Below are 23,990 nucleotides of genomic sequence, written 5' to 3'. Positions count from 1 at the left end.
CGTCCGAAACAGAACCGGCCCTGATACACTTCCAAAGTGACCGCGCCCGACCTGCTTCAACAACTGAACCCCACCCAGGCCCAGGCTGCCGACCACTTCACCGGCCCGGCCCTGGTGATCGCCGGCGCCGGCAGCGGCAAGACCCGCACCCTGATCTACCGCATCGCCCACCTGATCGGCCACTACGGCGTGAACCCCGGCGAGATCCTGGCGGTGACCTTCACGAACAAGGCCGCCGCCGAGATGCGCGAGCGCGCCAGTCACCTCGTGCCCGGCGCCGACAAACTCTGGATGAGCACCTTCCATTCCGCCGGCGTCCGCATTCTGCGCGCCTACGGCGAGCACATCGGCCTGAAACGCGGCTTTGTCATCTACGACGACGACGACCAGCTGGACATCCTCAAGGAGGTCATGGGCAGCGTGCCCGGCATCGGCCCGGACACCAACCCCCGCGTGATCCGGTCCATCCTTGACCGGGCCAAGAGCAACCTGCTGACCCCCGCCGACCTGGCCCGCAGCGGCGAGCCGTTCATCAGCGGCGTGCCGCGCGAAGCGGCTGCCGAAGCGTACCGCCGCTACGAGACCCGCAAGAAAGGCCAGAACGCCATTGACTTCGGGGACCTGATCACGGAAACCGTCCGGCTGTTTCACGAGGTTCCTGCCGTGCTGAACGCCGTCCAGAACCGCGCCAGATTCATTCACGTGGACGAGTACCAGGACACCAACAAGGCCCAGTACGAACTGACGCGGCTGCTTGCCAGCCGTGACCGCAACCTGCTCGTCGTGGGTGACCCCGACCAGAGCATCTACAAATTCCGCGGCGCGGACATCCAGAACATCCTGGATTTCCAGAAGGACTACGCGGACGCCAGGGTGTACCTGCTGGAGCACAACTACCGCTCCAGCGCGCGGGTCCTGACCATCGCCAACAAACTCATCGAGAACAACGCCGAACGCCTCGACAAGACACTGAAACCCGTCAAGGAGGACGGTCACCCCGTCGTGTTCCACCGCGCCACCGACCACCGCGCCGAAGGGGACTTCGTGGCCGAGTGGCTCACGCGCCTGCACTCCCTGGAGGGCCGGCGCTTCAGTGAGATGGCCATCCTGTACCGCACCAACGCGCAGTCCCGCGTCATCGAAGAAAGCCTGCGGCGCGTTCAGATCCCCGCGAAGATCGTCGGCGGCGTCGGCTTCTACGACCGGCGTGAAATCAAGGACATCCTCGCGTACGCCCGGCTCGCCATCAACCCCAGTGACGACGTGGCCCTGCGCCGCATCATCGGCCGGCCCAAACGCGGCATCGGTGACACCGCCCTGGAGAAACTTCTGGACTGGGCTCGCCTGCACGGCACGAGCCTCCTGACCGCCTGTGCGAACGCCGAGGAGCAGCGCATCCTGGACCGCGGCGCACAGAAACCCGTGGAGTTCGCCCGCCTGATCGAAGCCATGAGTGACGCCGCCGACAACTACGAACCCGCCCAGTTCCTGAGGTTCGTCATCGAAACCAGCGGCTACCTTGACCTGCTGCGCCAGGAAGGACAGGAAGGCCAGGTGCGCATGGAGAACCTCGACGAACTCATCAACGCCGCGCAGGAATGGTCCCAGGAGCACGAGGGCACCATCGCTGACTTCCTCGACGACGCCGCGCTGCTCTCCAGCGTGGACGACATGCGCACCAGAACGGAGAACAAGGGCACCCCCGAGGACGCCGTGACCCTCATGACCATGCACAACGCCAAGGGCCTCGAATTCCCCGTGGTGTTCATTGTGGGTGCCGAGGAGGGCCTGCTGCCCAGCAAGGGCGCCCTGGTCGAGGCGGGCGGCATCGAAGAGGAACGCCGGCTGTTCTACGTCGGCATCACCCGCGCCATGGAGCGCCTGTTCCTGACAGCCGCGCAGAACCGCATGCAGTTCGGCAAGACGAACGCCGCCGAGGACAGCCGTTTCCTGGAAGAGATCGAAGGGCACTTCGACACCATCGACCCGTACGGACAGGTTATCGAGTACCGCGCCAAAACCTGGAAGAACTACCGCCCCACGGTCCCCCTGCCCTCCGCGGTGAAGAACACCAGCCCCATGACTGGCAGCATGGCCTACCGCGGCGGCGAAAAGGTCCGTCACCCCAAATTCGGGGAGGGGCAGGTGCTGGCCGTGGCCGGCGTGGGCGACCGCCAGGAGGTCACCGTGCACTTCCCCGGCACCGGCACGAAGAAACTGCTCGTGAAGTTTGCCAACCTCAGCCCCGCCTGAAGACCGGACCGGACTGAACCCGCGGGGCCCTCACGCCTCGCGGTTCAGGGTGTGCCGCACCACACCAGGCGGGACACTGAGCAACGCCGTGAGCACCAGCGGGTACACGGGAGTGGCCTCAAGCTGGGTGAACGGGACCCACTGACCGGTCACGGCCGCGTTATCCAGGACCGTAAACGGTTCGTCCGGCAGGGCGTCCGGGGCCGCCATGTGGGAGGAGAAGCCCACTTCGTGCTGCCGCCGTCCGCGCGCGCCGAAGCAACTCTCAATCACCCCCACCAGCCGCAGAGGGCCAGGCTGCAGGCCAGTCTCTTCCTGCCACTCCCGCGCCGCACAGGCCGCGGTGTCCTCGTCGGCTCTCAGGGCGCCGCCCGGGAGGAAGTGAAACCCACTTCCGTTCGCTCCGGCGCCCGTGTTTGTCAGGAGGAAGGAACCGCGCGGGCACAGAACCGACACGCGAACACTGAACTGCAGGCCCCCCCCAGGGGCAGGCGAAGATCCGTCACGCCCGCAGTCTCACGGGCAACACGATCAGGGCGCCTCTGCCTTCTGGCGTACGGCGCGGACAGATTGTCCGCGCCGAGGCTTCAGCCCTGCGTCAGGGCGGCTTCCTCACGCACGCTGGGTTCCGTGTCGGCCAGGAGCCGCGCCCGCACGGCAGGGGAGAGGTCCGCCCGGCCCGCCACAGCCAGCCGCACGCCGTCATCGGTATCTCCCGCCAACGCGTCCAGCTGTCCAGCCGGCAGCGACGGATGAAGCGCCGCGGCGCGCCGCACCCCGGCGTTCACGTCACCCGCCAGTACCGCCAGCGTGCCCGGCGGCGTGCCCGCTGCGTACGCCACGGCGCGGCGCACCTCCGGGTTCAGGTCGGCGGCCAGCGCCGCCAGCCTCGACTCACCCAGGTCCGGCCGGACCGCCAGCACCGTGCGGACACTGGCGTCCAGGTCCCCTATCAGAACGTCGAGCACCGCGCCGCTCAGATCCTCCGCACTCGCGACGTGCAGGCGGATGTCCTGTTCAGGCGCCCGCGCCAGGGCCAGCACCGCCTCATCCGGCAGGTCACTGCGTTCCAGCACCGCGCGCCTCACCGTTTCAGACTCGTCGCCCGCCAGACGGACCAGCAGCTGCGCCGGCAGGTCCGGGCGGCGCGCCAGGGCGGCCCGCACGTCCGCGTCGGCGTCCTGCTCTGCGCGCACCAGCCACGACCCGGGGACGGTCCAGGCCTGCAGGGCGGCGGCCCGCACAAGCGGCTGGTCACTGGTGGAGAGCCACTCACGCACGCTGCGCGGCAGGTCCACGCGGCGCGCCAGGGTGCCCAGCACGTCCGGGTCACCGTCAGCTGCCAGCGTGATCATGCAGTCCAGCGGCAGGTCCAGCCGGCGCGCGACGCTGGCACGGACCATGCCGTGCCCGTCCTGCACGAAGCGTCGCAGAACGTCCCCTGGAAGGTCCGTTCGGGCCGCCACGGCCTTGCGGACGTCGTAGTCATCATCTGCGGCCAGCTGACGCACCAGGGCCTCACTGAGTCCCTCCCGCCGCGCCACCGCCTCGCGGATCTGCCACCCGGCGTCCTGCGCGAGCGCCGCGACCCGCTCGGCACTCAGGCCCGGCCGGGCAGCCAGCGCGGTGCGCACCGCGTAATCGTCGTGCCGCAGGGCGGCGTCCACCACCCACCCGGGCAGACCGGGCGCGTTCAGCAGGGCAATCACGCCGTCTGCAGGAAACGCGTTCAGCAGATTGGGGCGGGCCAGACGCATCAGCGGCAGGCCAGGATTGGCCAGCACGTCCGCCGGATACGCCGCAGCGAGGCTGCCCAGCACGTCCACCGGCGTGTTGGGGTGGCGGGCCACCAGGGCGCGCACGCGGGAATCCGGGTGCGCGCTGAGGCCCGAGAGGGTGTCAGCCGTGGCGCGGGGAGCGGCCGCGGCCTCCAGGGCGCCCTCCACTCCCAGAATGGTCAGTGTGCGCGGGTCTAGCTCGCCAGTCATCCGCCCGATGATGCCACGAGCGCCGGGGAGCGCGGCGTCCCTGAACCGGGCCGCCTAGAGGGGAAGCGCGGCCTGCACCGCCCGGTCGATCAGCGCGCGGGCGATACTCACCGGTGCCGGCAGGGTCGGCAGGGCCGTGACCGGAAACCAGCGGGCGTCCTCGATCTCACCGGCCTGGGGGGTGATCGCCCCGCTCACGTACTCGGCGTCAAAACCCAGCATCAGGGAGTGCGGGAACGGCCACGGCTGACTGAACGCGTAGCGCAGCTCCCCCACCTGCACGCCCACCTCCTCAAGCACCTCGCGCCGCGCCGCTGTTTCCAGCGTCTCAGACGGCTCCACGAAGCCGGCAATGGCGGAGTACATTCCGGGCGGAAAGTGCGGACTGCGGGCCAGAAGCAGTTCCGTGGCGGCGCCCTGCCCGCGGTGAATCAGGACCATTGCCACGGGCGCCACGCGCGGGTACACCGCCAGGCCGCAGTTCGGGCAGCGGCGGGAGCGCTCATGCGCCGCGTCGGTCAGGGCCGAGGCGCAGCGACCGCAGTAACGGTGGGTGCGGATGAAATCCAGCACCTGCGCCGCGTACCCGGCCAGACCCATCCGGTCATCCGGCAGGCGGCCGAAGCACGCCCGGACGGGCAGCGCCGCCCAGCCCTCCGGCGCGTCACCGCTCAGACCCGCAGTGAAGAACGGCACGTCCTCCTGGCGGCCCAGCGGCGTGACGTCCTCCAGCGCCCAGGGCACCTCACCCTGGGGGAGGGTGCCGTCCTCACGCACCAGCAGTCTGGGCCCCTGAAAAACGAACCACACGGTCTGCGGGGTGGGACTCAGGGTCAGGTCCGGCTCGAACGCCTGTGGGCGGCTCGTGGCGATCATGTGTGTTCCTCCAGGCGCAGCACCTCACCGAACGGGAAGCCTTCGTCCTCCAGCCCACCAGGCGGCACCACCCACAGCGTCGGGACGCGCGGCGCCGCGTCCGGGAAGTCCCCGTACCCGTCCGTGAGGTACACCAGCACGTCCGGCTCATGCTCATCGAGCAGGGCGAACACCGGGCGGAAGTCCGTGCCACCCCCACCCTGCGGCGGCGGGATCTCCCCGCCGGGGGTCAGGTCGTGCGGACCGTACGCCTCCGTGTCCGCGTAGTACAGCGTGGCCCGCACGTGCGGGTACGCGCCCAGCACCCCCTGCACCTCGCTCACCAGGGCGCGCACGGCGTCGTCATCCACACTGCCTGAGGTGTCCACGGCGATCAGGGCGCGCAGGGACTCGTCATCCAGCGCCTCCAGGTACAGGCCCCGGCCCACGAACCGCCGGTCGAACCCCCCGAAATCCACCGGCGTCCGGGCGAGGAAGCGCCACAGGTGCGCCCGCCAGTCGAGCCGCGCAGGCGCGAGGCGCTGCAACTCGCGGTGTTCGCCCAGCGGGTCGTCGCCCTTGCCACTCATGGCTTCCACGCTGCGGGCCTGCGCCAGCGCCTGCTGCCACTGACGCTGGGTCTGTCCGCTCTGTCCGGGTTTCTGCCCGCGGGGCGGCGCGTCACTTGGGGGGCCGTCGAGCAGGTCATCCCCTTCGTCCTCGCCGTCGCCCTGCGCTTCGGCCTCAATGGCGGTGTACACCTCTTCCACGCTCAGGCGCTCCAGGTGCTCGTCCCGGCGGGATTGCGGCGGGACCGGCAGGCCCGCGGCGGCCACCATGCCGTTCACGATCAGGTCCGCACTCTTGTTCCAGCGTTTCTTCTCGCGCGGCCCGCGCCGCTCCACGTGCGACAGCGCGGCGTGCAGCACCTCGTGCAGCAGCAGGCCATCGAGCACATCCACGGGCAGACTGGCGGCCACCTCCGGGTTCACGTACACCCGCTCACCGTCCGTGCCCGCCGCCGCAACCTCGCGGGACGGAACGAATTCCGCGTGCAGCAGCAGCGTCGCGAAGAAGGCCGAGCGGCCTCTCAGGCGCAGCCGCGCTCCGGAAATCAGCCGCTGAAAGTCCGGCGTGACCGGCACAGGCCCCGTCACGGCGCCCCCGCCGCCCGGAGCGGGGAGCGGCCGGGGCGCCGGCTGTCGGTCCTCACCGGCCGCCGCTGCACCTACGCGCCCTCCGTGAGCGTCAGGGTGGTCTGCACCAGGGTCGCCAGGCGGTCGTCACGGCCCACCAGATCTGCCAGATCCGCGAGCTGACCGATCGCCTGGAACTTGCTGACCAGCGTCGCCACGTACAGCTGCAGCCATTCCGGACCGGCACTGTCGGCCAGCCACGTGAAGGCGTGGTACGCCTCGTCGGCCGTCTGCGCGCGCGCCGCGAGACCCACCACGGCCGCGTAGCGCACGCTCGGTTCGTCCGGCAGGCGCAGCCCACCGCCGCGGCCCTCCAGCACGATGCCGAGGTCCGGCAGCTGCTCGTACAGCCGCACGAATGCACTGAACTCCGCTCCGGCGGCCTCACCGATGGCGGGGGCCGCGTCCAGCCCGGCGCGGTGCAGCCGGGACGCCATCTCCCACGCGCGCGGGCTGGGCCACGCCGGCTGCTGCGGGTCCAGGCGGTGCAGCAGTTCCGGGCGGAACGTCAGGAAGGCCACCACGTGCTCGTGCAGGCCGCGTCCCAGCGCGTAGGCGCGCCACGAGTCGAAATCGGGCCGGACCGTGAGGTGCAGGAAGCGGTTGGCAAGTGGGGCGGGCATGTCGAACACGCTGGCGCGGTCCTCCTTGCGGTTCCCGGCCGCCCACACGAACCACCCGTCGGGCAGTTCGTAACTGCCCACCCGGCGGTCCAGGATCAGCTGCTGCGCCATGCCCTGCATGGTGGGAGGCGCCATGTTCACCTCGTCCAGGAACAGGATGCCGCGCCCGTCGCGGGGCAGGAACTCCGGCGGGTACCAGCGGCTCACCCCGCCGCCCTGCCCGTCGCTTTCCGGCACGGGCAGCCCGCGCAGGTCCGTGGGCGCCAGCTGGGAGAGGCGCACGTCCACGAACCCCAGCCGGTTCGCGGCGGCCACCTGCGCCACCACGCTGCTCTTGCCCACGCCGGGCGGTCCCCAGATCATGGTGGAGAGTTTCAGTTCGCCCCGGACGAGGGCATTCAGGTACGTCTGAAGTTCAGCAGCAGTGAGGCTCACGCCTGTCAGGCTAGCGCACCCACCCGGCCGGGGCAGGCACGCCTGCCGGCGGGCTGAAGGCGGTGGCGGCGCGGCCATCGGGCCCAGGGTTCGGCGGTGGTCCCGGCTATACCGTCCGTGGCCCGCCCAGGGGAGGCCACCGTGCCACTGGTGTCTACCCGGTCAGGCCGGGGGTGGGCCCGGGGAGGCTCCCGTGCCGCTGGATGCCCGGCGTTCTTCTGGGGGAGGGAGTGGCGCCGGGGGGGAATTTCAGTGTGCTGTGACCGGTGAACCTGTGATAATTTGACTCAGTTCAAGTTCGCGCCGCAGTACAGTTGAAGTATTTCGCCTGAAGGAGTTGCCCCTTGCTGCCCCTGACCCACCAGATTCTGTTTTTCATCTTCGCCCTGGCCGCCGGCGCGTTCGGCGCCTGGAACTTCTACCGCCTCTATCGCCGCGTTGCCCGCGGCGCCCCCGCCAGCGAGAACCGCGCCGGCTCCCCGGCCGCGCGCCTGCTGTACGCCCTGCGCGTCTCCCTGACCCAGGAACGCACCTTCCGCCGCCGCACCGCCATCAGCGTGCTGCACGCCTTCATCTTCTACGGCTTCGTGTACTACCTGCTCGTCAACGTCATCGACGGCCTCGAAGGGTACCTGAACTTTCACATCGACAGTGACGCCAGCCCGCTGTTCGCGGCGTACAACATCCTGGCAGACGTTCTGAGCCTGCTTGTCCTGGTGGGCGTGATCAGTCTGGTCGTGCGGCGCCTCTTCACGCCCTCCCGGCGTGACTTCCGGTTCACCGAGAAAACCCTGCTGCACCCGCTGCTGAAAGCCAACTACATCCTGCGCGACAGCCTGATCGTCAGCGCCTTCATCACCTTCCACGTCGGTAGCCGCCTCCTTGGCAACGCGGCCAAGATGGCGCAGGAAGGCGGTGATCCGTTCCAGCCGTTCAGCACCGCGCTCGGCAACCTGATGTTCGGCGGCCTGAGCGAGCAGGCCCTGCAGGGCTGGCGCATCTTCGGGTACTGGGGCGCGCTCGGCAGCGTCCTGGCCTTCCTGGCCTACTTCCCGTTCACCAAGCACATCCACATCTTCATGGCGCCCGTCAACTACGCGCTGAAACGCCCGGTGGGCAGTGGCGTCCTGCCGCCCATGAAGGGCCTCGAGGAAGCGATGGAAGCCGAGGAGCCCAAGCTTGGCGTCGAGAAGCTCGAGGACCTCGAATGGCCGCGGCTCCTTGATGCGTACGCCTGCATTCAGTGCAACCGCTGCCAGGACGTCTGTCCCGCCAACGCCACCGGCAAAGCCCTGAGTCCCGCCGCACTGGAAATCAACAAACGCATGGAACTCAACGTGATCGGCGCCCACCCCAGCCCGTTCACGCTGAAACCAGCCCCCTTCGAGAGTGGCGCCAGCACGGCCCACCCCCTGCTGGAGTTCGCCATCAACGAGGAGAGCGTCTGGGCGTGCACCACCTGCGGCGCCTGCATGCAGGTGTGCCCGGTGCAGGACGAGCAGATGCTCGACATCATCGACATCCGCCGCCACCAGGTCATGGTGGCCGGCGAATTCCCCCCGCAGCTGCAGACCGCGTTCCGCGGCATGGAACGCGCCAGCAACCCCTGGGGGATCAGCCGCGACAAACGCATGGAATGGGCCGAAGGCCTCCGGGTGCCCACCATCGACGAGAACCCCACCCCCGACGTCATCTACTGGGTCGGCTGCGCCGCCAGTTACGACCCGGGCGCGCAGAAGGTCGCGCGGTCCTTCGTGCAGCTGCTCGACAAAGCCGGCGTGAACTACGCCGTGCTGGGCAAGAAGGAAGCCTGCACCGGCGACAGCGCCCGCCGCGCCGGCAACGAATTCCTGTACCAGCAGCTTGCCCAGGAGAACGTGGAGACGCTGAACACCGTCGCGCCGAAGCTGATCGTCGCCACCTGCCCGCACTGCATGAACATCATCGGGAACGAGTACCAGCAGATCGGCGGCGACTACCGCACCATTCACCACACCGAATACCTCGAGACGCTGGTGGCCGCCGGGAAACTCCCCCTGGAAAAACTCCCCGAGCACGTCACGTACCACGACCCCTGCTACCTCGGCCGGCACAACGGCGTGTTTGACGCTCCGCGCGCCCTGATCACCCAGATGGCCGGCGAGGTGCTGGAACTCGAACGCACCCGCGAGAATTCCTTCTGCTGCGGCGCAGGCGGCGCGCAGTTCTGGAAGGAAGAGGAGGAGGGCCGCGAGCGCATCAGCGACAACCGCTTCCGTGAAATTCAGGCCCGCCTCGACAGTGCCAGAACCACGAGCGACACCTTCGAGCAGACCGGCAAGGTGGTTGCCGTCGGCTGCCCCTTCTGCAAATCCATGATGAACTCCACGCCCGAAAAGCAGAAACGGGACGACATCATCGTGAAAGACGTCGCGGAACTCATGCTGGAAAGCGTGCAGCGCGCCGACGGTACGTGGCAGGCCCCCACCGGCCCCGTTCCGGACGCCACGCCCCTCGAACAGCCCGAACCGGTCACGGCGCCCAACGCGCAGATGCCCATGACCCGCACCGGTGACACCCCCGCCGCCGGCAGCCCGGTGGTGGGCGAAACGAGCGCGGACGTGCTGAATGCCCAGCCCGGCAGCCCCGTGCAGAACCCGGACACGCAGCCCGAACCGCAGGCCGCCCACCCGGAAGCCGCCGCCCGGAAGGCGTGGACCCCCAAAACCGGGGACGACGTTCAGCGCCCCGCAGCGCCCGCAGAAGGCACCCCGGCCCGCAAAGCCTGGGCGCCCAGAACGAAAGGGGACGACGTGAGCGCGGCGCCGGCCGCCCAGACGGATGACGTGCCCGCCGCCCCGACCCCCGCGGCCCGCAAGCCGTGGGCCCCGAAGGCCAGCCCGGATGACGTGAGCCCAGCCCCGGTGGGGGCCGCCCCGACCCCCGCCCCCACGGACGCTCCGGTCCGCAAAGCGTGGGCGCCAAAAGCAAAAACACCGGCGGCCGACGCTGCCGACCCCGCCCCCACGCCCACAGAGATGGCCACGGAGCCGCCGGTCACGCCCGAGCGGAAGAAATGGACTCCTGGTGCCCGGTCGGCCCCATCAGCAACCCCGGCCCAGGACAGCGGCACCACCGGCGAGGCCGCTGCGGCCACCCAGCCAGTCGAACAGCCAGTCACGGAGGGCGCCGACAGCGAGGCCACTCGCCGCAAATGGACCCCTAAAACCCAGGTGGCACCCGAGCAGACGCAGCAGATTCAACCGGTCGAGGTCGCGGCCGCACCGACCAGCGCCGCCCCGGTGGGGTCCGCACCCGACGTGACCATCGAGGCGCCGGCAGTGCCGCCCGCCCCTGAAGGGGCCGCAGCCCCGGGGGCGCGCCGGAAGTGGCAGCCCCGCAGCGCCGCCCCCGCCGCCGGGACCGCCCCGCAGGGCACAGCCGAGCCGACCGACGCCCCGGCCGTCCCGGCGCAGGACAGCGCTCCCCCGGCCCCCAGCGAGGCGGGAGCGGCCGCCCGCCCGAAGTGGCAGCCGAAAAAGAAGGACTGAGACTGCCGTGAGAAGGGACCGCTGCTCTTGTCAGGGCCGCGGTTCCGTCCTGTAGGCACCTGCGCCAGTGCCCGCCGGACCACTCGGGTCATCCCCGTGCCTCCGGTGCGTGCGGGGAGCGGGGCGCGTCACGCTAGTATCATCGAATGACCATTGCAATTGTCACGGATTCCACGTGTGACCTGAGTCCGGACCTGCTCGCGCAGATTCGCGTGACCAGCGTGCCACTGTACGTTCTGTTCGATGGCAAGATGCACAGAGACGGACTGGAGATCCGGCCGGGCGACATCTTCGCGGGCCTGAAGGCCGGGAAGAAGACGCCCAGTACCTCCCAGCCCAGTCCGGCCGAGTTTGCCGTGGCGTACAGCCACGCGCTGGAACACGCGGACGAGGTGCTGAGCATCCACATCAGCGGGCAGATGTCCGGCACGGTCGGCAGCGCGCGGCTGGCCGCGCAGGAATTCGGCGGGAAGGTCACGGTCGTGGACAGCCGCTCGGTGAGCATGGGGCTGGGCCTGCGCGTGCTGCGCACCGCGGAACTCGTTCATGAAGGGCGCAGCATGGCGCAGATCGTGGCGAAGCTGGAAGCCGCGGCGCAGCACGCGGACATCCGCTTTACGGTGGACACCCTGGACTTCCTGCGCATCAACGGCCGGATTGGTGGGGCGCAGGCGCTGCTGGGCGGCCTGCTGAACATCAAGCCGATCCTGGTGGTCCGCGACGGGCGCGTGGAATCCGGCGGCCGCGTCCGCGGCCACAAAAAGGCCATGGCGGACATCGTGGACCACGTGAAGAAGTACGTGGCGAAGCACGGTGGGGCGCGCGTGGCGATCATGAGCACGCCCGGCGGGGAGGCGTTCGTGCAGGAGGTCCGTGACGGGCTGCGCGGCGTGAACTTCGAGGACATGGGCAACCACCAGATCGGTGCCGTCGTGGCGACGCACGCCGGGCCCGGTACGGTCGGCGTGACCCTGGAACCCGTTCAGGTCTGACCCGGATTGCGTTCCCTGGCTTTCACCTTTCACGCCGCCTGCGCCCCCCTGCTGGGCCGGGTGGGCCTCGCGGCGCTGGTGTGCGGGCTGCTGGTGGCCTGTCGTTCAGGTGGCCCGGCCTCCAGTGAGGGCCACGTGCGGCTGCAGCGCCACGGGGCGGCCCACGCCGCCGCAGATCCGATGCGAGATGAGCGGGGGTGCCTGCGCGCCGCGCCGGCAGTTCCGCGTGCACCGGCCCCTCCGCGGCCCCTGAGTGGCCGGTTGGGCCTGTGGGTGGCGGAGGTGGACCCCGTGACCCTGCGGCCCCTCCGCGCGGTTGCTGCTGACCCGGACGGCGTGTTCCCACTGGCGAGCACGTACAAGCAGGCGGTGCTGTGGGCGGTGCTGCGCGAATTGGACGCCGGACGGCTGCAGGCGAAGGAGCGTTTCAGCGTCACGCGGCAGAACCAGTCGCTCGGAAGTTTCCCGTTCGATCACTCGGACGTGCGGACCCTCTCCGAGCGCATGATCCGCAACAGTGACAACACGGCCACCGACATCCTGCATCGCCGCGCCGGGCTCCAGACCGTTCAGGGGCTCGCGGATCACCTGGGTCTGTGCCACACGCGGCTGATTCTGCCCACCAAGGCCTGGTGGGCGGCGCAGGCAGGGCTGTCTCCGGCGTTCAACGCTGCCTCCGCCTGGCCGGAGGCGCGCGGGCCGGAGCAGGCCAGACTTGCCGGGCAAATCGACGCGGACGCCCAGCAGACCCGGCCTGATTATCTGCAGCGGCAGCTGGACACGTACTTCGAGCAGCGGCACCGGCTGGCGGAGGACCTGCGGGTGTACAACCTCAGCACCCCGTATGAGTTTGGAACGCTGGTCGCGCAGGAATTCCTGCGGCCCGACCTGAGTGAGGGGGCGCGCCGCTGGCAGCGGGACGTGATGGCCCTCGGGTTCGGCCGCTCGGCCCTCACCATCACGCATCAGGGACGCGTGCGGTACGTGGGCGCCAAAGGCGGCAACGGCTGGCAGCTTCTCACGTACAGCGGGTACGTGGAAACCACGGACGGGCGGCACCTCGTGTACGTGTTCATGCAGCACGGCGCAGAGCAGACCTACACCATGCCGAACACCCGCCGGGCATTCCTGTGGATCAACGCGGCGCTGAAGGTGATCCTGGACGGTCCGCCGATCAGATCGGCGGTCTCCTGGCCCTGACCCCTGACGAGAGGGGCGCCGTGGCCCGCGGCGCCCTCTCGCCTTACTGCCCGCCGCGCCGCGTGCCGACCCCACTGGATTACTGCGCGGCGTCCACCCGGGCCAGTTCTGCAGTGATCGCAGCCTCCAGGCGTCCAAAAGCCTCGGCGAACGGCTCCTGGAGGCTCGCGCCGGCCGCCGGGACGTGCCCGCCCCCCCCGAGACTCACGGCAATATTCTGGGCACTGACGCCACCCCGGGAGCGCAGTGACAGCTTCACGCGGTCCCCGTAGTCCTTGACCATCACGGCCAGCTGGGCACCCTCGGCGTTGCGCAGCATCCCCACGTAGTTCTCCACGTCCTCCCAGCTGGCGCCGGAACGGTCCAGCATGGCCTCGTCCACGCGGGCCAGCACCACGCGGCCGCCGTGCAGAAACTGCAGGGTGCCCAGCACCTCACGCAGCAGATGGTAGTAGGTGTGGGGGTTCTGGCTGAGGTGGTCACTGATCCAGCCCAGGCGCGCTCCGGCCTCCCGCAGGGTCGCGGCGGCCCGGAAGGCGTCGGGGGTGACCGAGTCGAAGCGGAACGACCCCGTATCGGTAATCAGCCCCAGCATCAGGGCGGTGGCAATCTGTTCCGTCCAGCGAACCCCCAGCAGCTGAACCAGGTCTGCGACCATGATGGCTGCGGCCGGCTGGCTGGGGTCCACAGCGAGCGCCGTCGCCTGCCGGCGATTCGTGCCGTGGTGGTCCACATTCACGACCGGGCCGGTGAAGGTGGTCAGGTCCGCGCCAGCCACGCGGCTGGGGTCATTGTTGTCCACGTCCAGCACGGCCACCAGCGCTCCTTCGGGCCAGTCGTCCAGGCGGGGGCTCAGTTCGCCCGGCTCGGTCATGAACGTCAGGTACCGGGGGACGTGCATCGGGGCGATCACCTCGCGGCCCAGCTGGCGCAGCGCGCGGGTGAGTCCCAGGACACTGCCCAGCGCGTCGCCGTCCGGATTCTCGTGGGACAGAACCACGATGGGTCCCTGGTGGGCAAGCAGTACGGCCGCGACCTGCCGGAGGTCGCCGTGCGCGGCGGAGGAGAGGGTGGTCATCGCAACCACTATAGGGAGCGGCCCGGTGTGCTGAAAGTGTAAGGGTGGCACGTTATTCTCTGGGGCGTGCCCCGTTGCCTGAACCTGGCTGCCCTGACCGATGAGGAACTGCAGCAGCTCGTCGGTCCTGAGCGCGCCGTGGGGCTGCTGGCCGACATCAGCCGCGCACGCCTGGAGGGCCGCGCGGTAACCGGCCCCGGCGTGACCGACGCCCTGAGTCCACAACTGCTGGAAGACCGCGCCTGGGGCGCCACCCCGGAGCAGTCGCGCGCCATTACCGCCACGCACGCAGACCTGCTGGCGTTGGGGGCGGCGCCTCAGGGAACATTCTACCTGCCGGGCCTCAGCGAGGTGCGGCACGTGCGCGCCTACACGCTGGAGCCGGACATGACGGTCACGCTGCGCTGGAGTGAAACCCCGGAGAGCGCGCAGACGGGCTGGCCGGTCGTGCAGGTGCTCACGTGGCTGCGGGACCGCGCCAGCGGTTTCGCGTGCGTCCTGACCAGCGGCGCGCCCCAGGCTCCGGCGCCCGCGCTGAGTGAGGAGATCGACGTTCACCGTCATGCGGACGCCAGCGTGCCGGAGCTGATTGCCTTTCACCGCGCACATGTCGTGCGGCACGGCCGGGGTCAGAAACTCCCGGTGGACGCTGACTGGACGCGGCCGTGGCAGGCGGTCCACACCCTGAACGTGAGTGCCTGGGCAAGGCGTGGACTGCTGGTGGAGTGCTGAGCGGCCTCTCCGGTCTGCACAGCGTCAGCAGGCGCGGACGTTCCCTGCGGCACAATCGGGCGCATGAGTTCAAGCAGCAGCAACCGGCACGTCGCCTTCGACTGGGGGGCGTGTTCACCATCGGCACCTTCGACGGACGCAGCACGCAGAATGTCGCCGACCGCAGCGGCGTCCCGGTCGAGCGGGTGCGTGACAGTTACTTCCGGCACGTCCGGCAGCTGGAGGTGGGCGCCTGGACGCTCCCGCAGTTCTGGACGGTGGTGCAGGAGGAAGCGGGTGTGCCCATGCCGTACGACGACTTCGAGCGCCTGTACCTGGGCAGCATTGCTGACAACGACCCGATGTACACCACCCTGGCTGCGCTGCCGCGCGAGGTCCGTGTGGGCCTGCTGAGCAACAACTACCCGGTGGTGAGTGACCACCTGCGCCGGGACCCGCGGTTCAGTCGGTTCGACGCCCTGGTGTTCAGCAACGAACTCGGGCACAAAAAGCCCGCTCCGGAGGCGTTCGCAGCGCTGGAGCAGGCCATGGGCGTCCCGGCCTCTCAGGTGGCCTTCGTGGATGACGTGCAGGAGAACATCGACGCCGCGAACGCTGCAGGGTTCCACGGTCTCCTGTACCACCATGATCACCACGCGGCGTTCGAGCAGACGCTGCGCGCATGGCTCAGCAGCTGAACCCACCGTGCCGAAGGCGCCCGCACCCGCGGGCGTTTTTTTTGCCTCAGGTGGTGTACCTGACCACCTGGTGTACTTCCCGGTGTCATGACTACACCACCCCCTGCGGCCCGGCCGGACCTGCACAATGCCTTCACCGCAAGCTCCCACCCACCGGGCGCACCGCTCTCCCACCACCCCGCCGGCACCGGCGAGGACCGCTCCGCACACCCCAGGAGGACCACCATGACCCCCACCCCCCGCACACCCGCCGAAATTCTGGAGAAAACCTGGCAGACCGAGGACCGCTGGCAGGGCATCCGGCGCAACTACACCGCGGATGAGGTCGTGAAACTCCGCGGCAGCCTGCCCATCGAGCACACCCTCGCCCGGCACGGCGCCACCAAACTCTGGCGCCTGATGAAGGACGAACCCTTCGTGAACGCCCTGGGCGCCCTGACCGGCAACCAGGCCATGCAGCAGGTCAAGGCCGGCCTGAAAGCCATCTACCTCAGCGGGTGGCAGGTCGCTGGCGACGCCAACAACGCCGGACAGATGTACCCCGACCAGAGTCTCTACCCAGCCAGCAGTGTCCCGGACGTCGTGAAACGCATCAACAACACTCTGCGCCGCGCCGACCAGATTCAGCACAGCGAAGGCAGAAGCGACATCGACTTCTTCGTGCCGATCGTCGCGGACGCCGAGGCTGGCTTCGGCGGCCCCCTGAACGCCTTCGAACTCATGAAGGCCATGATTGAGGCCGGCGCCGCCGGCGTGCACTTCGAAGATCAGCTGGCCAGCGAAAAGAAATGCGGTCACCTGGGCGGCAAGGTGCTGGTGCCCACCAGCCAGTTCATCCGCACCCTGAACGCCGCGCGCCTTGCGGCAGACGTGAGCGGCGTGCCCACCGTCCTGATCGCCCGCACCGACGCGGACGCCGCCAATCTGCTGACCAGCGACATTGACGAGAACGACCGGGCGTTCACGACCGGTGAGCGCACACCCGAAGGGTTCTACTACGTCCGGCCCGGCATTGAGCAGGCCATCAGCCGCGCCCTCGCGTACGCCCCGTACGCCGACGTCATCTGGTGCGAGACCTCCGTGCCCAACCTGGAGGACGCCCGCCGCTTCGCGGAGGCAGTGCACGCCAAATTCCCCGGGAAACTTCTGGCGTACAACTGCAGCCCGAGCTTCAACTGGCGCAAGAATCTCGATGATGAGACCATCGCGAAATTCCAGGTCGAACTGGGCCGGCTGGGATACAAGTTCCAGTTCATTACGCTGGCCGGCTTCCACTCCCTGAACATGAGCATGTTCGATCTCGCGTACGGTTACGCCCGCACCCAGATGAGCGCGTTCGTGGAACTTCAGGAACGGGAGTTCGCCGCGCAGGAACGTGGATTCACGGCCGTGAAGCACCAGCGCGAGGTCGGCACCGGGTACTTCGATCTGGTGGCGCAGGCGGCGGGTGGCGGACAGAGCAGCACCACCGCGCTCGCCGGCAGCACCGAAGCGCAGCAGTTCGGCCGCAAGGAACTGGCCGGCGCCCACGACTGACCGCCCGCCCCGATACGGCAGCGTTTCCGCTGCGCCATGACCGCCCGACAGGGGAGAACCGAAGGTTCTCCCCTGCCGGCGTGTGACTGCCAGTCGGGTGTTATCGCCGCCCGCGGGGGCGGCGGGCCGGTTGCCCGGTCAGGACCCGCAGAGCCTCCAGCGTCCCCTGCGCCAGGGCCTGGACAGGTGTGGCCAAGGGCAAGGTCGCCTGCATGCGCCGGCGCTGCGCGCGGGCGGTTGCCTGTTCCTCGGGGGTAGGGCGTGAGGTCAGCGGCTGCATGAGCAGCAGCGCCGACAGGGAACCAGCCAGGCCCAGCAGGGTGCGCCACGTTCGGGTCATGGCCCGCAGTTTCCAGCACAGCTGAAGGGGGCCGTTCCACTTTGCGTGAAGGTCCCTCAACGCCAGGGCCGGGCCTCCCGCATCAACGGTGAAGCCCGGCCCTGGCGTTGAGGTCAGTCTGCGCTGAGGTCCTGCCCGTCGTCCCGGTGTTCCAGCCGGAACCCGTGCGGCAGGAAATCCCGCACGTACCCGCTCACGATGTCGCCGTGCTGGTTCGTGCAGACCACGCGGGCGTCAGGCGCGAACTCGAACAGCACCTGACGGCACGCGCCGCACGGGCTGGCAGGCGGGGACGCCTCGGAATACACCACGATGTCCGTGAATTCCCGCTCGCCCGCCGTGGCCATCGCCTGCACGGCACTCTGTTCGGCGCAGCGGCCCAGGCCGTAACTGGCGTTCTCGACGTTCGCGCCGAAGAACACGCGGCCGTCCCGGGTGCGCAGCGCGGCCCCCACGTGAAACCGGCTGTACGGCGCGTACGCCTGCCGGAAGGCCGCCTGGGCGCCTTCCAGAAGCTGCGGATCAGGCGTCAGGTTCAGGGGGTTGCTGTTACTCATAGGATTCCTCAGGGGCGAGTGGATCGGGGTTCTGGACGCGTTCGACGCGCACGCGCGTCACGCGGCGCTGGTCTGCGTCCTCGACCGTGAAGGCCCAGCCGTTGTGAATGAAGTTCTGCCCGGCTTCAGGGATATCCCCGAAGTGACTGGTCATAAAGCCGCTGAGGGTGTCGAATTCGCCCTCGCCGTCCTCAATGTTGCTGCCCAGGCGTTCCTCGACCTCTCCCACGGTGAGGCTGGCGTCCATCAGGTACACGCCTTCGGAAAGCACCTCGATCATGGGGACCTCCTCCTCGTCGGTCTCGTCGTAGATCTCCCCGACGATCTCCTCAAGGGCGTCCTCCAGTGTGACCAGGCCGGCGGTGCCGCCGAACTCGTCCACGACGATACTCAGGTGACTTTTCTTCTCCCTCATCTTGGTGAGCAGGTCCTTGATCTTCATGCCTTCCGGCACGAAGAACACTGGCCGCATGATGTCCGCCACCAGCGTGTGGTCCAGGGCGTCCAGGTGGGTCAGCACGTCGCCGGTGTGCACGATGCCCACGATGTTGTCCGGCGTGTCCTGAAACACGGGAATGCGGGAGTACCCGTGCTCGGCCCGCAGGTCCAGCAGGCGCCGCAGGGGAGAGGCGCCGTCCATGAGGACCATCTCGATGCGGGGGGTCATAACCTCGCGCACCGTGGTGTCCGACAGGTCGAACACGTTGTACACGAGTTCCTTTTCACTGTCTTCCAGCACGCCTTCCTGGCTTGACGCGCTGACGATCATGCGGATTTCCTCTTCGGAATAGGCGGTGTGGTGTCCGGCCACACCCCGCAGCCCGAACATGCGGACCACGCCGTTGCCGAGGGCGTTCAGGCCACGGATGGCCCATTTGAACACGGTCGTGAACAGCAGCAGCGGCCGCGTGATCAGCAGGCTGACCTGTTCGCTGCGCTGCAACGCCCAGCTTTTGGGCGCAAGCTCCCCGAACACGATGTGCAGCACGGTGCTGATCGCGAACGCCACCCCGAAGGAAATCGTTTTGATCTGGCGTTCCGTGAACTGCCCTTCCGGAAACAGCGGGTGAATGAGGTGCTCAATGGCGGGCTCAGCCACGAAACCGATGGCGAGACTGGCCATGGTGATGCCCAGCTGCGTCGCAGCGATGTACAGGTCAAGGTTCTGCAGGGCCCGCTGCGTGGCGAGGGCCGTTTTGTTGCCCTCTTCTGCCAGCTGGTCGATGCGCGTTCGGCGCACGCTGACGAGCGCGAACTCCGCTGCGACGAAAAAGCCGTTCATGAGCACCAGAAAGAACAGGGCAACGATACCAAGAAGGTCGTTCATGTATGGACGCGCTCCATGGTCGCGTCCCGGTCATCCGCACGGCACGTGCTGCCCGCCCCGCCTGTTCTCAGGCGGCGGCGTCGGTGACCGGTAAAAGGGGAGTGCCACGGCAAAAAATCCGCCCTCGGGCGGTGGTCTCCGGGCGCGGTACGAGAGCCGGAACTGGGAGGCTCCATAGCAGGTGGGAGTTTAACACACCCGGCCCGGGCCGGACTGTTACGCGCCCGGGAGCGCACACGGGCGCGGATCACACGGTACGCTGCGGGCAGTTCATTCCAACTTCCGGAGGTTCCCGACGTGAGCACCCCTGTCCTGCCCGAAACGTACCGTGCCCTGCGAGTGCTGAACGATAACGCCGGCGTCCGCGCCGAACTTCAGGAACTGCCTGTTCAGGCTCTCCCTGACGGTGACGTGCTGATCGAGGTCAGCCACTCCAGCCTGAACTACAAAGATGGCCTCGCCGTCTCCGGGCGGCCCGGCGTGCTGCGCACCCACCCCATGACGCCCGGCATTGACCTGGCGGGCACCGTGGTGCAGGACCGCTCCGGTCGCTGGGCGGAGGGCAGCGCCGTCATCCTGACTGGGTGGGGCGTCGGCGAGCGGCAGGACGGCGGCTACGCGACGCTGGCCCGCGCGCGGCCCGGGTGGCTGGTTGCGCAGCCGGGCGGCACAGACGCCCACTGGGCCATGAGTGTCGGCACGGCCGGGTTCACCGCCATGCTCGCTGTCATGGCGCTGGAAGAGCACGGGCTCACTCCCGGGGACGGCGAGGTGCTCGTGACTGGGGCGGCCGGCGGCGTGGGCAGTACGGCGGTGGCCCTGCTGGCCCATGCGGGTCACACCGTGGTGGCCAGCACGGGCCGCCCCGAAGAGGAAGCCTACCTGCGCGCCCTGGGGGCCAGCGCGGTCCTGCCACGCGAGACCCTGCCCGCCCTGAAACGTCCGCTGGAAAAGGAACGCTGGGCGGGCGTCGTGGATACCGTGGGCGGCGCCACGCTGGCGGGGGCGTACGCCTCCACCCGCACGCACGGGGCTCTGGCCGTGTGCGGCCTGGCAAGCGGAAATGAGCTGGTGACCACGGTCTTCCCGTTGATTCTGCGGGGAGTGAACCTGCTTGGCATCGATTCCGTCACCTGCCCCCCCGCGCGGCGCGAGGCGGCCTGGGCCCGGCTGGCCCGTGATCTGCCGGCGAGCACGCTGGAACAGGTGACGCAGACGCGGTCCCTGAGTGAGGTGCCGGCCCTGGCTGAAGAGATCCTGGCGGGCCGGGTGCGGGGCCGGACGGTCATCGACGTTCGCCGCTAGGACCTCCGGTTGTGGGCAGAGGGACCCCTGCGGACTTCAGGGGGCGGCCCTCTGCCCGGGCAGGCTGAATCAGCGGGGCGTGAGGTCGCCCACGTTCACGTTCGGGGTGTCCTGGGCCAGCGTGACCTGACGCTCATCCCGGGCCTCGTTGGCCTCGCCGTAAATCCCGTTGCCGTTCACGTCGGTGCCGCCGGTAACGTGGTAGGTGCCTTCACCCAGGTAAGCGTGGAACGCGCCGGTCGGGTCCACGGCCGGCTGGAAGCTCAGGCCGCGACTGCTCTGCACGCGCAGGCCCAGGCGCCAGCTCACCTGCGGGGCGTTCAGGGCGGCGGCGGCATTGACCATGCCGTACCCGAACAGCGGATCGCGGCCCTGTTCGCCGAGATCGGTGGCGGTGTCCCGCAAGCGGGCCAGGGTACTCGCGGCGTCTGTGGTGACGCCCTTACTGAGCAGCAACGCCGCGAGCGCCGCCACCTGCGGGCTGGCCTGGCTGGTGCCGACCTCCGCTTCGTAGTTGGGCTGGTTTTTCGCGTAGTTCCAGCCGGTCGACAGGATCATGTCCGGGAACGCGACCCCGTTGAACATGCCGCCGTTGAATTTCGCGCCGCTGTACGGGTCGGCCCCGCCGGGCGCTGAGAGCTGCACTTCCGGGTAGGCGTTGCTGAACGGCGAGTGTACCGGAGCGCTCGCGCCCGAGAGGCTCACGCTGGCGACACTCACTGCCCCCGGACACGCGGCCGGGTAGTACGGCACCGTGCCGTAGCCGTTGCCCGCGGCAACGATCACCAGGGCGCCGGCGTCCGTGGCGTCCCTCACGGCGTCGCACATGGGTTTTGCCTCCTCTGCACTCACGGCACCCCCCAGGCTCAGGTTGATGACCTGTGCCGGGTGGGGCGTGCGGGAGGTGACGCCCGCCATGTCGATGGGAAGGCCCGCAGCGTAGCGCAGGCCCACGGCCACGTCCTCCGCGGTGGCGTCCCCGCTCGAGTCGATCACGCGGACCGGCAGGACCTTCACGGGCGCGCGGTAGGTGGCGCCCACCACGCCGCTCGTGCTGCACCCGGCGCAGGTGGTGGTGTTCTGGCCCCAACGGGCGGCGATGATCCCGGTGACGTGCGTGCCGTGGCTCCCGTTCGTTCGCCCGGTGTACCAGGGGTCGGTGGGATCGGTGTCGGGTCCGTCCATGTCCCCATTGTTCGGGTCGGCCAGGACGTCCATCGCGCCTTCCCCTGGCAGCCACAGCTGCCCCTGCAGGTCCGGGTGGTCGAAGCGCACGCCGGTGTCGACGACGGCCACCGTGACCGGACGCGTATACGCGCCGCTCTCCATGTCGCGCCACACGGCGCCGTACCCCATCAGGGGGTACGCCCACTGGAGCGGCGCGAACTGGTCGGTGGGGGTGACCGGCTGGGCGAGTTGCGCCTGGGTGTGCACCACCACGTTCGGTACGGCGTACTCCACGTCCGGATCCGCCCGCAACGCTGCGAGGGCGCCGGGCACGTCGCTGACACTCAGGGCGGCGGTACGTCCGCCCAGGTGCCGCGTGCGGGTCACCGTCAGCCCCCTGGCCCGCAGCGCCTGCGTGCCCAGCTGTTCGGGAGCTGGCCCGCGGTTGGGACCGGTCATCTGGGCACCCAGCGCGGAGGCGCGGTATTTCACGATCACGCCGCGGGCTGCGGCCGTTGTGCTCTGCTTGGGCAGGCCTGCGCTACGCAGGTGCACGTCCTGGCCCTGCACCTGCGCCGGTTCAATCAGCCGGCCGCTCAGTTCGAACTGCCGCGCCGTAACGGTCCACTCCGCAGTGCCGTTCCGGGCGTCCGGGCCGGTACCGGTGGACCACGCGATGCGCAGAGTGCCGCTGAGGGTCGGCTGATCAGCGGTAACAGGCGTGGCGTCCTGCCTCACTGCCGTCATGTCCAGTTTGACGGGACCTGACCCGGCCTGCTGCGTCACCCGCAGCCAGGCGGGCACGCCCGTGACCCGCCACGTGCCGCTCAAGGGCGCCGTCACCTGCCGCTGTGACGCCAGCCCGAAGTCAACACTGCGGTTCTGCAGACCGGTGCCAGCCGGGCTCAGCTGATCACAGGCGGAAATTGCAAGGGCCAGTCCCAGCAGCCCTGCCGTACGCACACTTTGGTTCATCGTGGCCCCAGCATGCCGCACGGCGCCTGACGGAACATGAACGTCCCGGGCGGGTGGCACAATGGCGCGCGTGCCCAGTGGACGTGTTCACAACCTGATCAATATCGCGGCGTACAGCGTGCTCGCTGCCGGAGCGCTGGTGGCCGTGCGGCAGCAGTGGCTGGTGGTGACCCCCGTGCAGGCGCTGAACTTCAGCCTGGCGTACGCCGCCGGGACGTTCCTGCTGTCCCCGGACCTGGATCTCGCTGAAGGCAAGGTGGACAGCAAACGGCACTGGGGCATCCTCGGGGTGTTGTGGGTCCCGTACGGCATGCTGTTCAGTCACCGGGGCTGGTCCCACTCCTGGGTGATTGGCCCCCTGACCCGCCTGGCATATGTGGCCCTGATCGGGCTGCTGCTCGTGGGGATTCTCAAGTTCGTCGCGCCGGGCGTGTCCCTGCCGCAGATGCCGCAGCCTCTCAGCCTGAAGGTGACGGTGCCGCTGGTACTCGGGTACTACCTGAGTCAGTGGCTGCACCTGATGGCCGATGGGGTGCGGCCGGACCATGGACTGCGAAAAGGCTACCGGCGCGTCCGTGGACGCTGAGACCTGACCGCTGTGCCAGGCTGCGCTACACTGGGGTGTTGCCAGACGCCGGCGCTCATGATTATTCACGCGAGCTGCGCTGTCACTCCTGAAACGAGGTATTCATGATTCTGACCCTGTTCATCGTTCTGTTCGCCCTGGTCTGTGTCGGGCTGGTGTTTTTCGTGCTTCTGCAGGTCCCCAAGCAGGCTGGCCTGTCCGCGAGCATGGCGTCGGGTGGTTCACTGTTGGGTGGACGCGGGGTCGAGGGTGGCCTCATCCGCATCACGAGCGTACTGGGCGGGTTTTTTATGCTGCTGGCGCTGCTTATCAACCTTGTGTCCCGCTGAAACATTCTCTCTGTCCGGGTGACCTCCGTCAGTGGAGGTCACCTTTTTATGATTTGAGATCGTCTTTGCCCTCGTGAAGTGTTTTCAAAAGAACAGTGCGTGCGGTGAAAATGGTACATAAACCACGCTTCTGAACCTTGAAATGTCACCGCGTTCATGCTGATGCGCCAGATATTCATGGAAAAGATCGGTTGACCTTGACCGCGCATAAGCCACTCCATATATTGAGCACGCTGGAAAACGAAATACCCTGCCCCTGACCCGGCTCACGCCGGCGGGCTGCCATACCTCTCACCTACTCGTTTCGGA

Annotated in this window: 19 protein-coding genes and 1 pseudogene; 10 read left to right on the top strand and 10 right to left on the bottom strand. The window is 68.8% G+C overall.

The window, feature by feature from the left end:
* The first annotated feature begins 36 nt into the window (after positions 1-36).
* Positions 37-2,253 carry an ATP-dependent helicase gene (locus LAJ19_RS07045; protein WP_225475075.1) on the top strand — a complete coding sequence of 739 codons (2,217 nt, stop codon included), beginning with the start codon at positions 37-39 and terminating at the stop codon, positions 2,251-2,253.
* 30 nt (positions 2,254-2,283) lie between these two features.
* On the opposite strand, the gene LAJ19_RS07040 is transcribed toward LAJ19_RS07045, so the two are convergent.
* The 5 genes from LAJ19_RS07040 to LAJ19_RS07020 all read right to left on the bottom strand — a co-directional run bounded on the left by LAJ19_RS07040 (position 2,284) and on the right by LAJ19_RS07020 (position 7,350).
* The gene (locus LAJ19_RS07040) at positions 2,284-2,709 is read right to left on the bottom strand and encodes an NUDIX domain-containing protein (protein WP_225475074.1); all 426 of its coding nucleotides are present in this window, start codon (positions 2,707-2,709) and stop codon (positions 2,284-2,286) included.
* A 131-nt stretch (positions 2,710-2,840) separates the two neighbouring features.
* Positions 2,841-4,241 carry a hypothetical protein gene (locus LAJ19_RS07035; protein WP_225475073.1) on the bottom strand — a complete coding sequence of 467 codons (1,401 nt, stop codon included), beginning with the start codon at positions 4,239-4,241 and terminating at the stop codon, positions 2,841-2,843.
* 54 nt (positions 4,242-4,295) lie between these two features.
* A complete protein-coding gene (nudC, locus tag LAJ19_RS07030; protein WP_225475072.1) occupies positions 4,296-5,117 on the bottom strand; it encodes an NAD(+) diphosphatase in 822 nt (273 codons plus the stop codon).
* A complete protein-coding gene (locus LAJ19_RS07025) occupies positions 5,114-6,253 on the bottom strand; it encodes a vWA domain-containing protein (protein WP_225475071.1) in 1,140 nt (379 codons plus the stop codon). Before LAJ19_RS07025 ends, nudC begins: the two co-directional genes overlap by 4 nt.
* A gap of 71 nt (positions 6,254-6,324) precedes the next feature.
* Positions 6,325-7,350 carry an ATP-binding protein gene (locus LAJ19_RS07020; RefSeq protein WP_225475070.1) on the bottom strand — a complete coding sequence of 342 codons (1,026 nt, stop codon included), beginning with the start codon at positions 7,348-7,350 and terminating at the stop codon, positions 6,325-6,327.
* A 344-nt stretch (positions 7,351-7,694) separates the two neighbouring features.
* Between LAJ19_RS07020 and LAJ19_RS07015 the strand changes: the two genes are divergently transcribed.
* From LAJ19_RS07015 to LAJ19_RS07005, 3 genes are all read left to right on the top strand, one after another.
* Positions 7,695-10,880 carry a (Fe-S)-binding protein gene (locus tag LAJ19_RS07015; protein ID WP_225475069.1) on the top strand — a complete coding sequence of 1,062 codons (3,186 nt, stop codon included), beginning with the start codon at positions 7,695-7,697 and terminating at the stop codon, positions 10,878-10,880.
* Between the two features lie 146 nt (positions 10,881-11,026).
* Positions 11,027-11,872 (top strand): DegV family protein, encoded by an 846-nt coding sequence (locus tag LAJ19_RS07010; protein ID WP_225475068.1) that lies wholly within the window; start codon positions 11,027-11,029, stop codon positions 11,870-11,872.
* A gap of 291 nt (positions 11,873-12,163) precedes the next feature.
* Complete coding sequence (locus LAJ19_RS07005) at positions 12,164-13,072, top strand: serine hydrolase (protein ID WP_349774800.1); 909 nt, start codon at positions 12,164-12,166, stop codon at positions 13,070-13,072.
* A gap of 79 nt (positions 13,073-13,151) precedes the next feature.
* Here LAJ19_RS07005 and LAJ19_RS07000 read toward each other — a convergent pair whose 3' ends face one another.
* Complete coding sequence (locus LAJ19_RS07000; RefSeq protein WP_225475067.1) at positions 13,152-14,150, bottom strand: DHH family phosphoesterase; 999 nt, start codon at positions 14,148-14,150, stop codon at positions 13,152-13,154.
* Positions 14,151-14,216: 66 nt separating this feature from the next.
* Here LAJ19_RS07000 and LAJ19_RS06995 point away from each other — a divergent pair, with 66 nt between their 5' ends.
* From LAJ19_RS06995 to aceA, 3 genes and pseudogenes are all read left to right on the top strand, one after another.
* Positions 14,217-14,882: a hypothetical protein gene (locus tag LAJ19_RS06995; RefSeq protein ID WP_225475066.1), complete on the top strand. Its 666-nt coding sequence runs from the start codon at positions 14,217-14,219 to the stop codon at positions 14,880-14,882.
* Positions 14,883-14,945: 63 nt separating this feature from the next.
* Positions 14,946-15,559 (top strand): annotated as a pseudogene (locus LAJ19_RS06990) (HAD family hydrolase).
* Positions 15,560-15,784: 225 nt separating this feature from the next.
* A complete protein-coding gene (gene aceA / locus LAJ19_RS06985) occupies positions 15,785-17,095 on the top strand; it encodes an isocitrate lyase (RefSeq protein ID WP_225475065.1) in 1,311 nt (436 codons plus the stop codon).
* 100 nt (positions 17,096-17,195) lie between these two features.
* On the opposite strand, the gene LAJ19_RS06980 is transcribed toward aceA, so the two are convergent.
* The 3 genes from LAJ19_RS06980 to LAJ19_RS06970 all read right to left on the bottom strand — a co-directional run bounded on the left by LAJ19_RS06980 (position 17,196) and on the right by LAJ19_RS06970 (position 19,319).
* Entirely contained in the window at positions 17,196-17,435 is a 240-nt protein-coding gene (locus LAJ19_RS06980; RefSeq protein ID WP_225475064.1) for a hypothetical protein, read from the bottom strand.
* 113 nt (positions 17,436-17,548) lie between these two features.
* Positions 17,549-17,992 (bottom strand): cytidine deaminase, encoded by a 444-nt coding sequence (gene cdd, locus LAJ19_RS06975; protein WP_225475063.1) that lies wholly within the window; start codon positions 17,990-17,992, stop codon positions 17,549-17,551.
* Positions 17,985-19,319: a hemolysin family protein gene (locus LAJ19_RS06970; protein ID WP_225475062.1), complete on the bottom strand. Its 1,335-nt coding sequence runs from the start codon at positions 19,317-19,319 to the stop codon at positions 17,985-17,987. Before LAJ19_RS06970 ends, cdd begins: the two co-directional genes overlap by 8 nt.
* Positions 19,320-19,616: 297 nt before the next feature.
* Between LAJ19_RS06970 and LAJ19_RS06965 the strand changes: the two genes are divergently transcribed.
* Positions 19,617-20,624, top strand: a complete 1,008-nt coding sequence (locus LAJ19_RS06965; protein ID WP_285892306.1) for an MDR family oxidoreductase — start codon at positions 19,617-19,619, stop codon at positions 20,622-20,624.
* 69 nt (positions 20,625-20,693) lie between these two features.
* On the opposite strand, the gene LAJ19_RS06960 is transcribed toward LAJ19_RS06965, so the two are convergent.
* On the bottom strand, positions 20,694-22,766 hold the full coding sequence (locus LAJ19_RS06960) for a S8 family serine peptidase (RefSeq protein ID WP_225477878.1): 2,073 nt from the start codon (positions 22,764-22,766) through the stop codon (positions 20,694-20,696).
* 70 nt (positions 22,767-22,836) lie between these two features.
* On the opposite strand from LAJ19_RS06960, the gene LAJ19_RS06955 reads away from it, so the two are divergent.
* Positions 22,837-23,352, top strand: coding sequence for a metal-binding protein (locus LAJ19_RS06955; protein ID WP_225477876.1), 516 nt, complete (start codon positions 22,837-22,839; stop codon positions 23,350-23,352).
* 104 nt (positions 23,353-23,456) lie between these two features.
* Positions 23,457-23,681, top strand: coding sequence for a preprotein translocase subunit SecG (secG, locus tag LAJ19_RS06950; RefSeq protein WP_225477874.1), 225 nt, complete (start codon positions 23,457-23,459; stop codon positions 23,679-23,681).
* Positions 23,682-23,990: the final 309 nt, after the last annotated feature.

Source organism: Deinococcus taeanensis, from assembly GCF_020229735.1.
GTDB lineage: Bacteria > Deinococcota > Deinococci > Deinococcales > Deinococcaceae > Deinococcus > Deinococcus taeanensis.
This window is presented reverse-complemented; position numbering and strand designations above follow the sequence as displayed.

Bases quoted from the DNA above. Each gene is read 5' to 3' on its own strand.
- LAJ19_RS07035 (WP_225475073.1), bottom strand. From the start codon at position 4,241: ATGACTGGCGAGCTAGACCCGCGCACACTGACCATTCTGGGAGTGGAG.
- nudC (WP_225475072.1), bottom strand. From the start codon at position 5,117: ATGATCGCCACGAGCCGCCCACAGGCGTTCGAGCCGGACCTGACCCTG.
- LAJ19_RS07010 (WP_225475068.1), top strand. From the start codon at position 11,027: ATGACCATTGCAATTGTCACGGATTCCACGTGTGACCTGAGTCCGGAC.
- LAJ19_RS07000 (WP_225475067.1), bottom strand. From the start codon at position 14,150: ATGACCACCCTCTCCTCCGCCGCGCACGGCGACCTCCGGCAGGTCGCG.
- aceA (WP_225475065.1), top strand. From the start codon at position 15,785: ATGACCCCCACCCCCCGCACACCCGCCGAAATTCTGGAGAAAACCTGG.
- LAJ19_RS06980 (WP_225475064.1), bottom strand. From the start codon at position 17,435: ATGACCCGAACGTGGCGCACCCTGCTGGGCCTGGCTGGTTCCCTGTCG.
- cdd (WP_225475063.1), bottom strand. From the start codon at position 17,992: ATGAGTAACAGCAACCCCCTGAACCTGACGCCTGATCCGCAGCTTCTG.
- LAJ19_RS06970 (WP_225475062.1), bottom strand. From the start codon at position 19,319: ATGAACGACCTTCTTGGTATCGTTGCCCTGTTCTTTCTGGTGCTCATG.
- LAJ19_RS06960 (WP_225477878.1), bottom strand. From the start codon at position 22,766: ATGAACCAAAGTGTGCGTACGGCAGGGCTGCTGGGACTGGCCCTTGCA.
- secG (WP_225477874.1), top strand. From the start codon at position 23,457: ATGATTCTGACCCTGTTCATCGTTCTGTTCGCCCTGGTCTGTGTCGGG.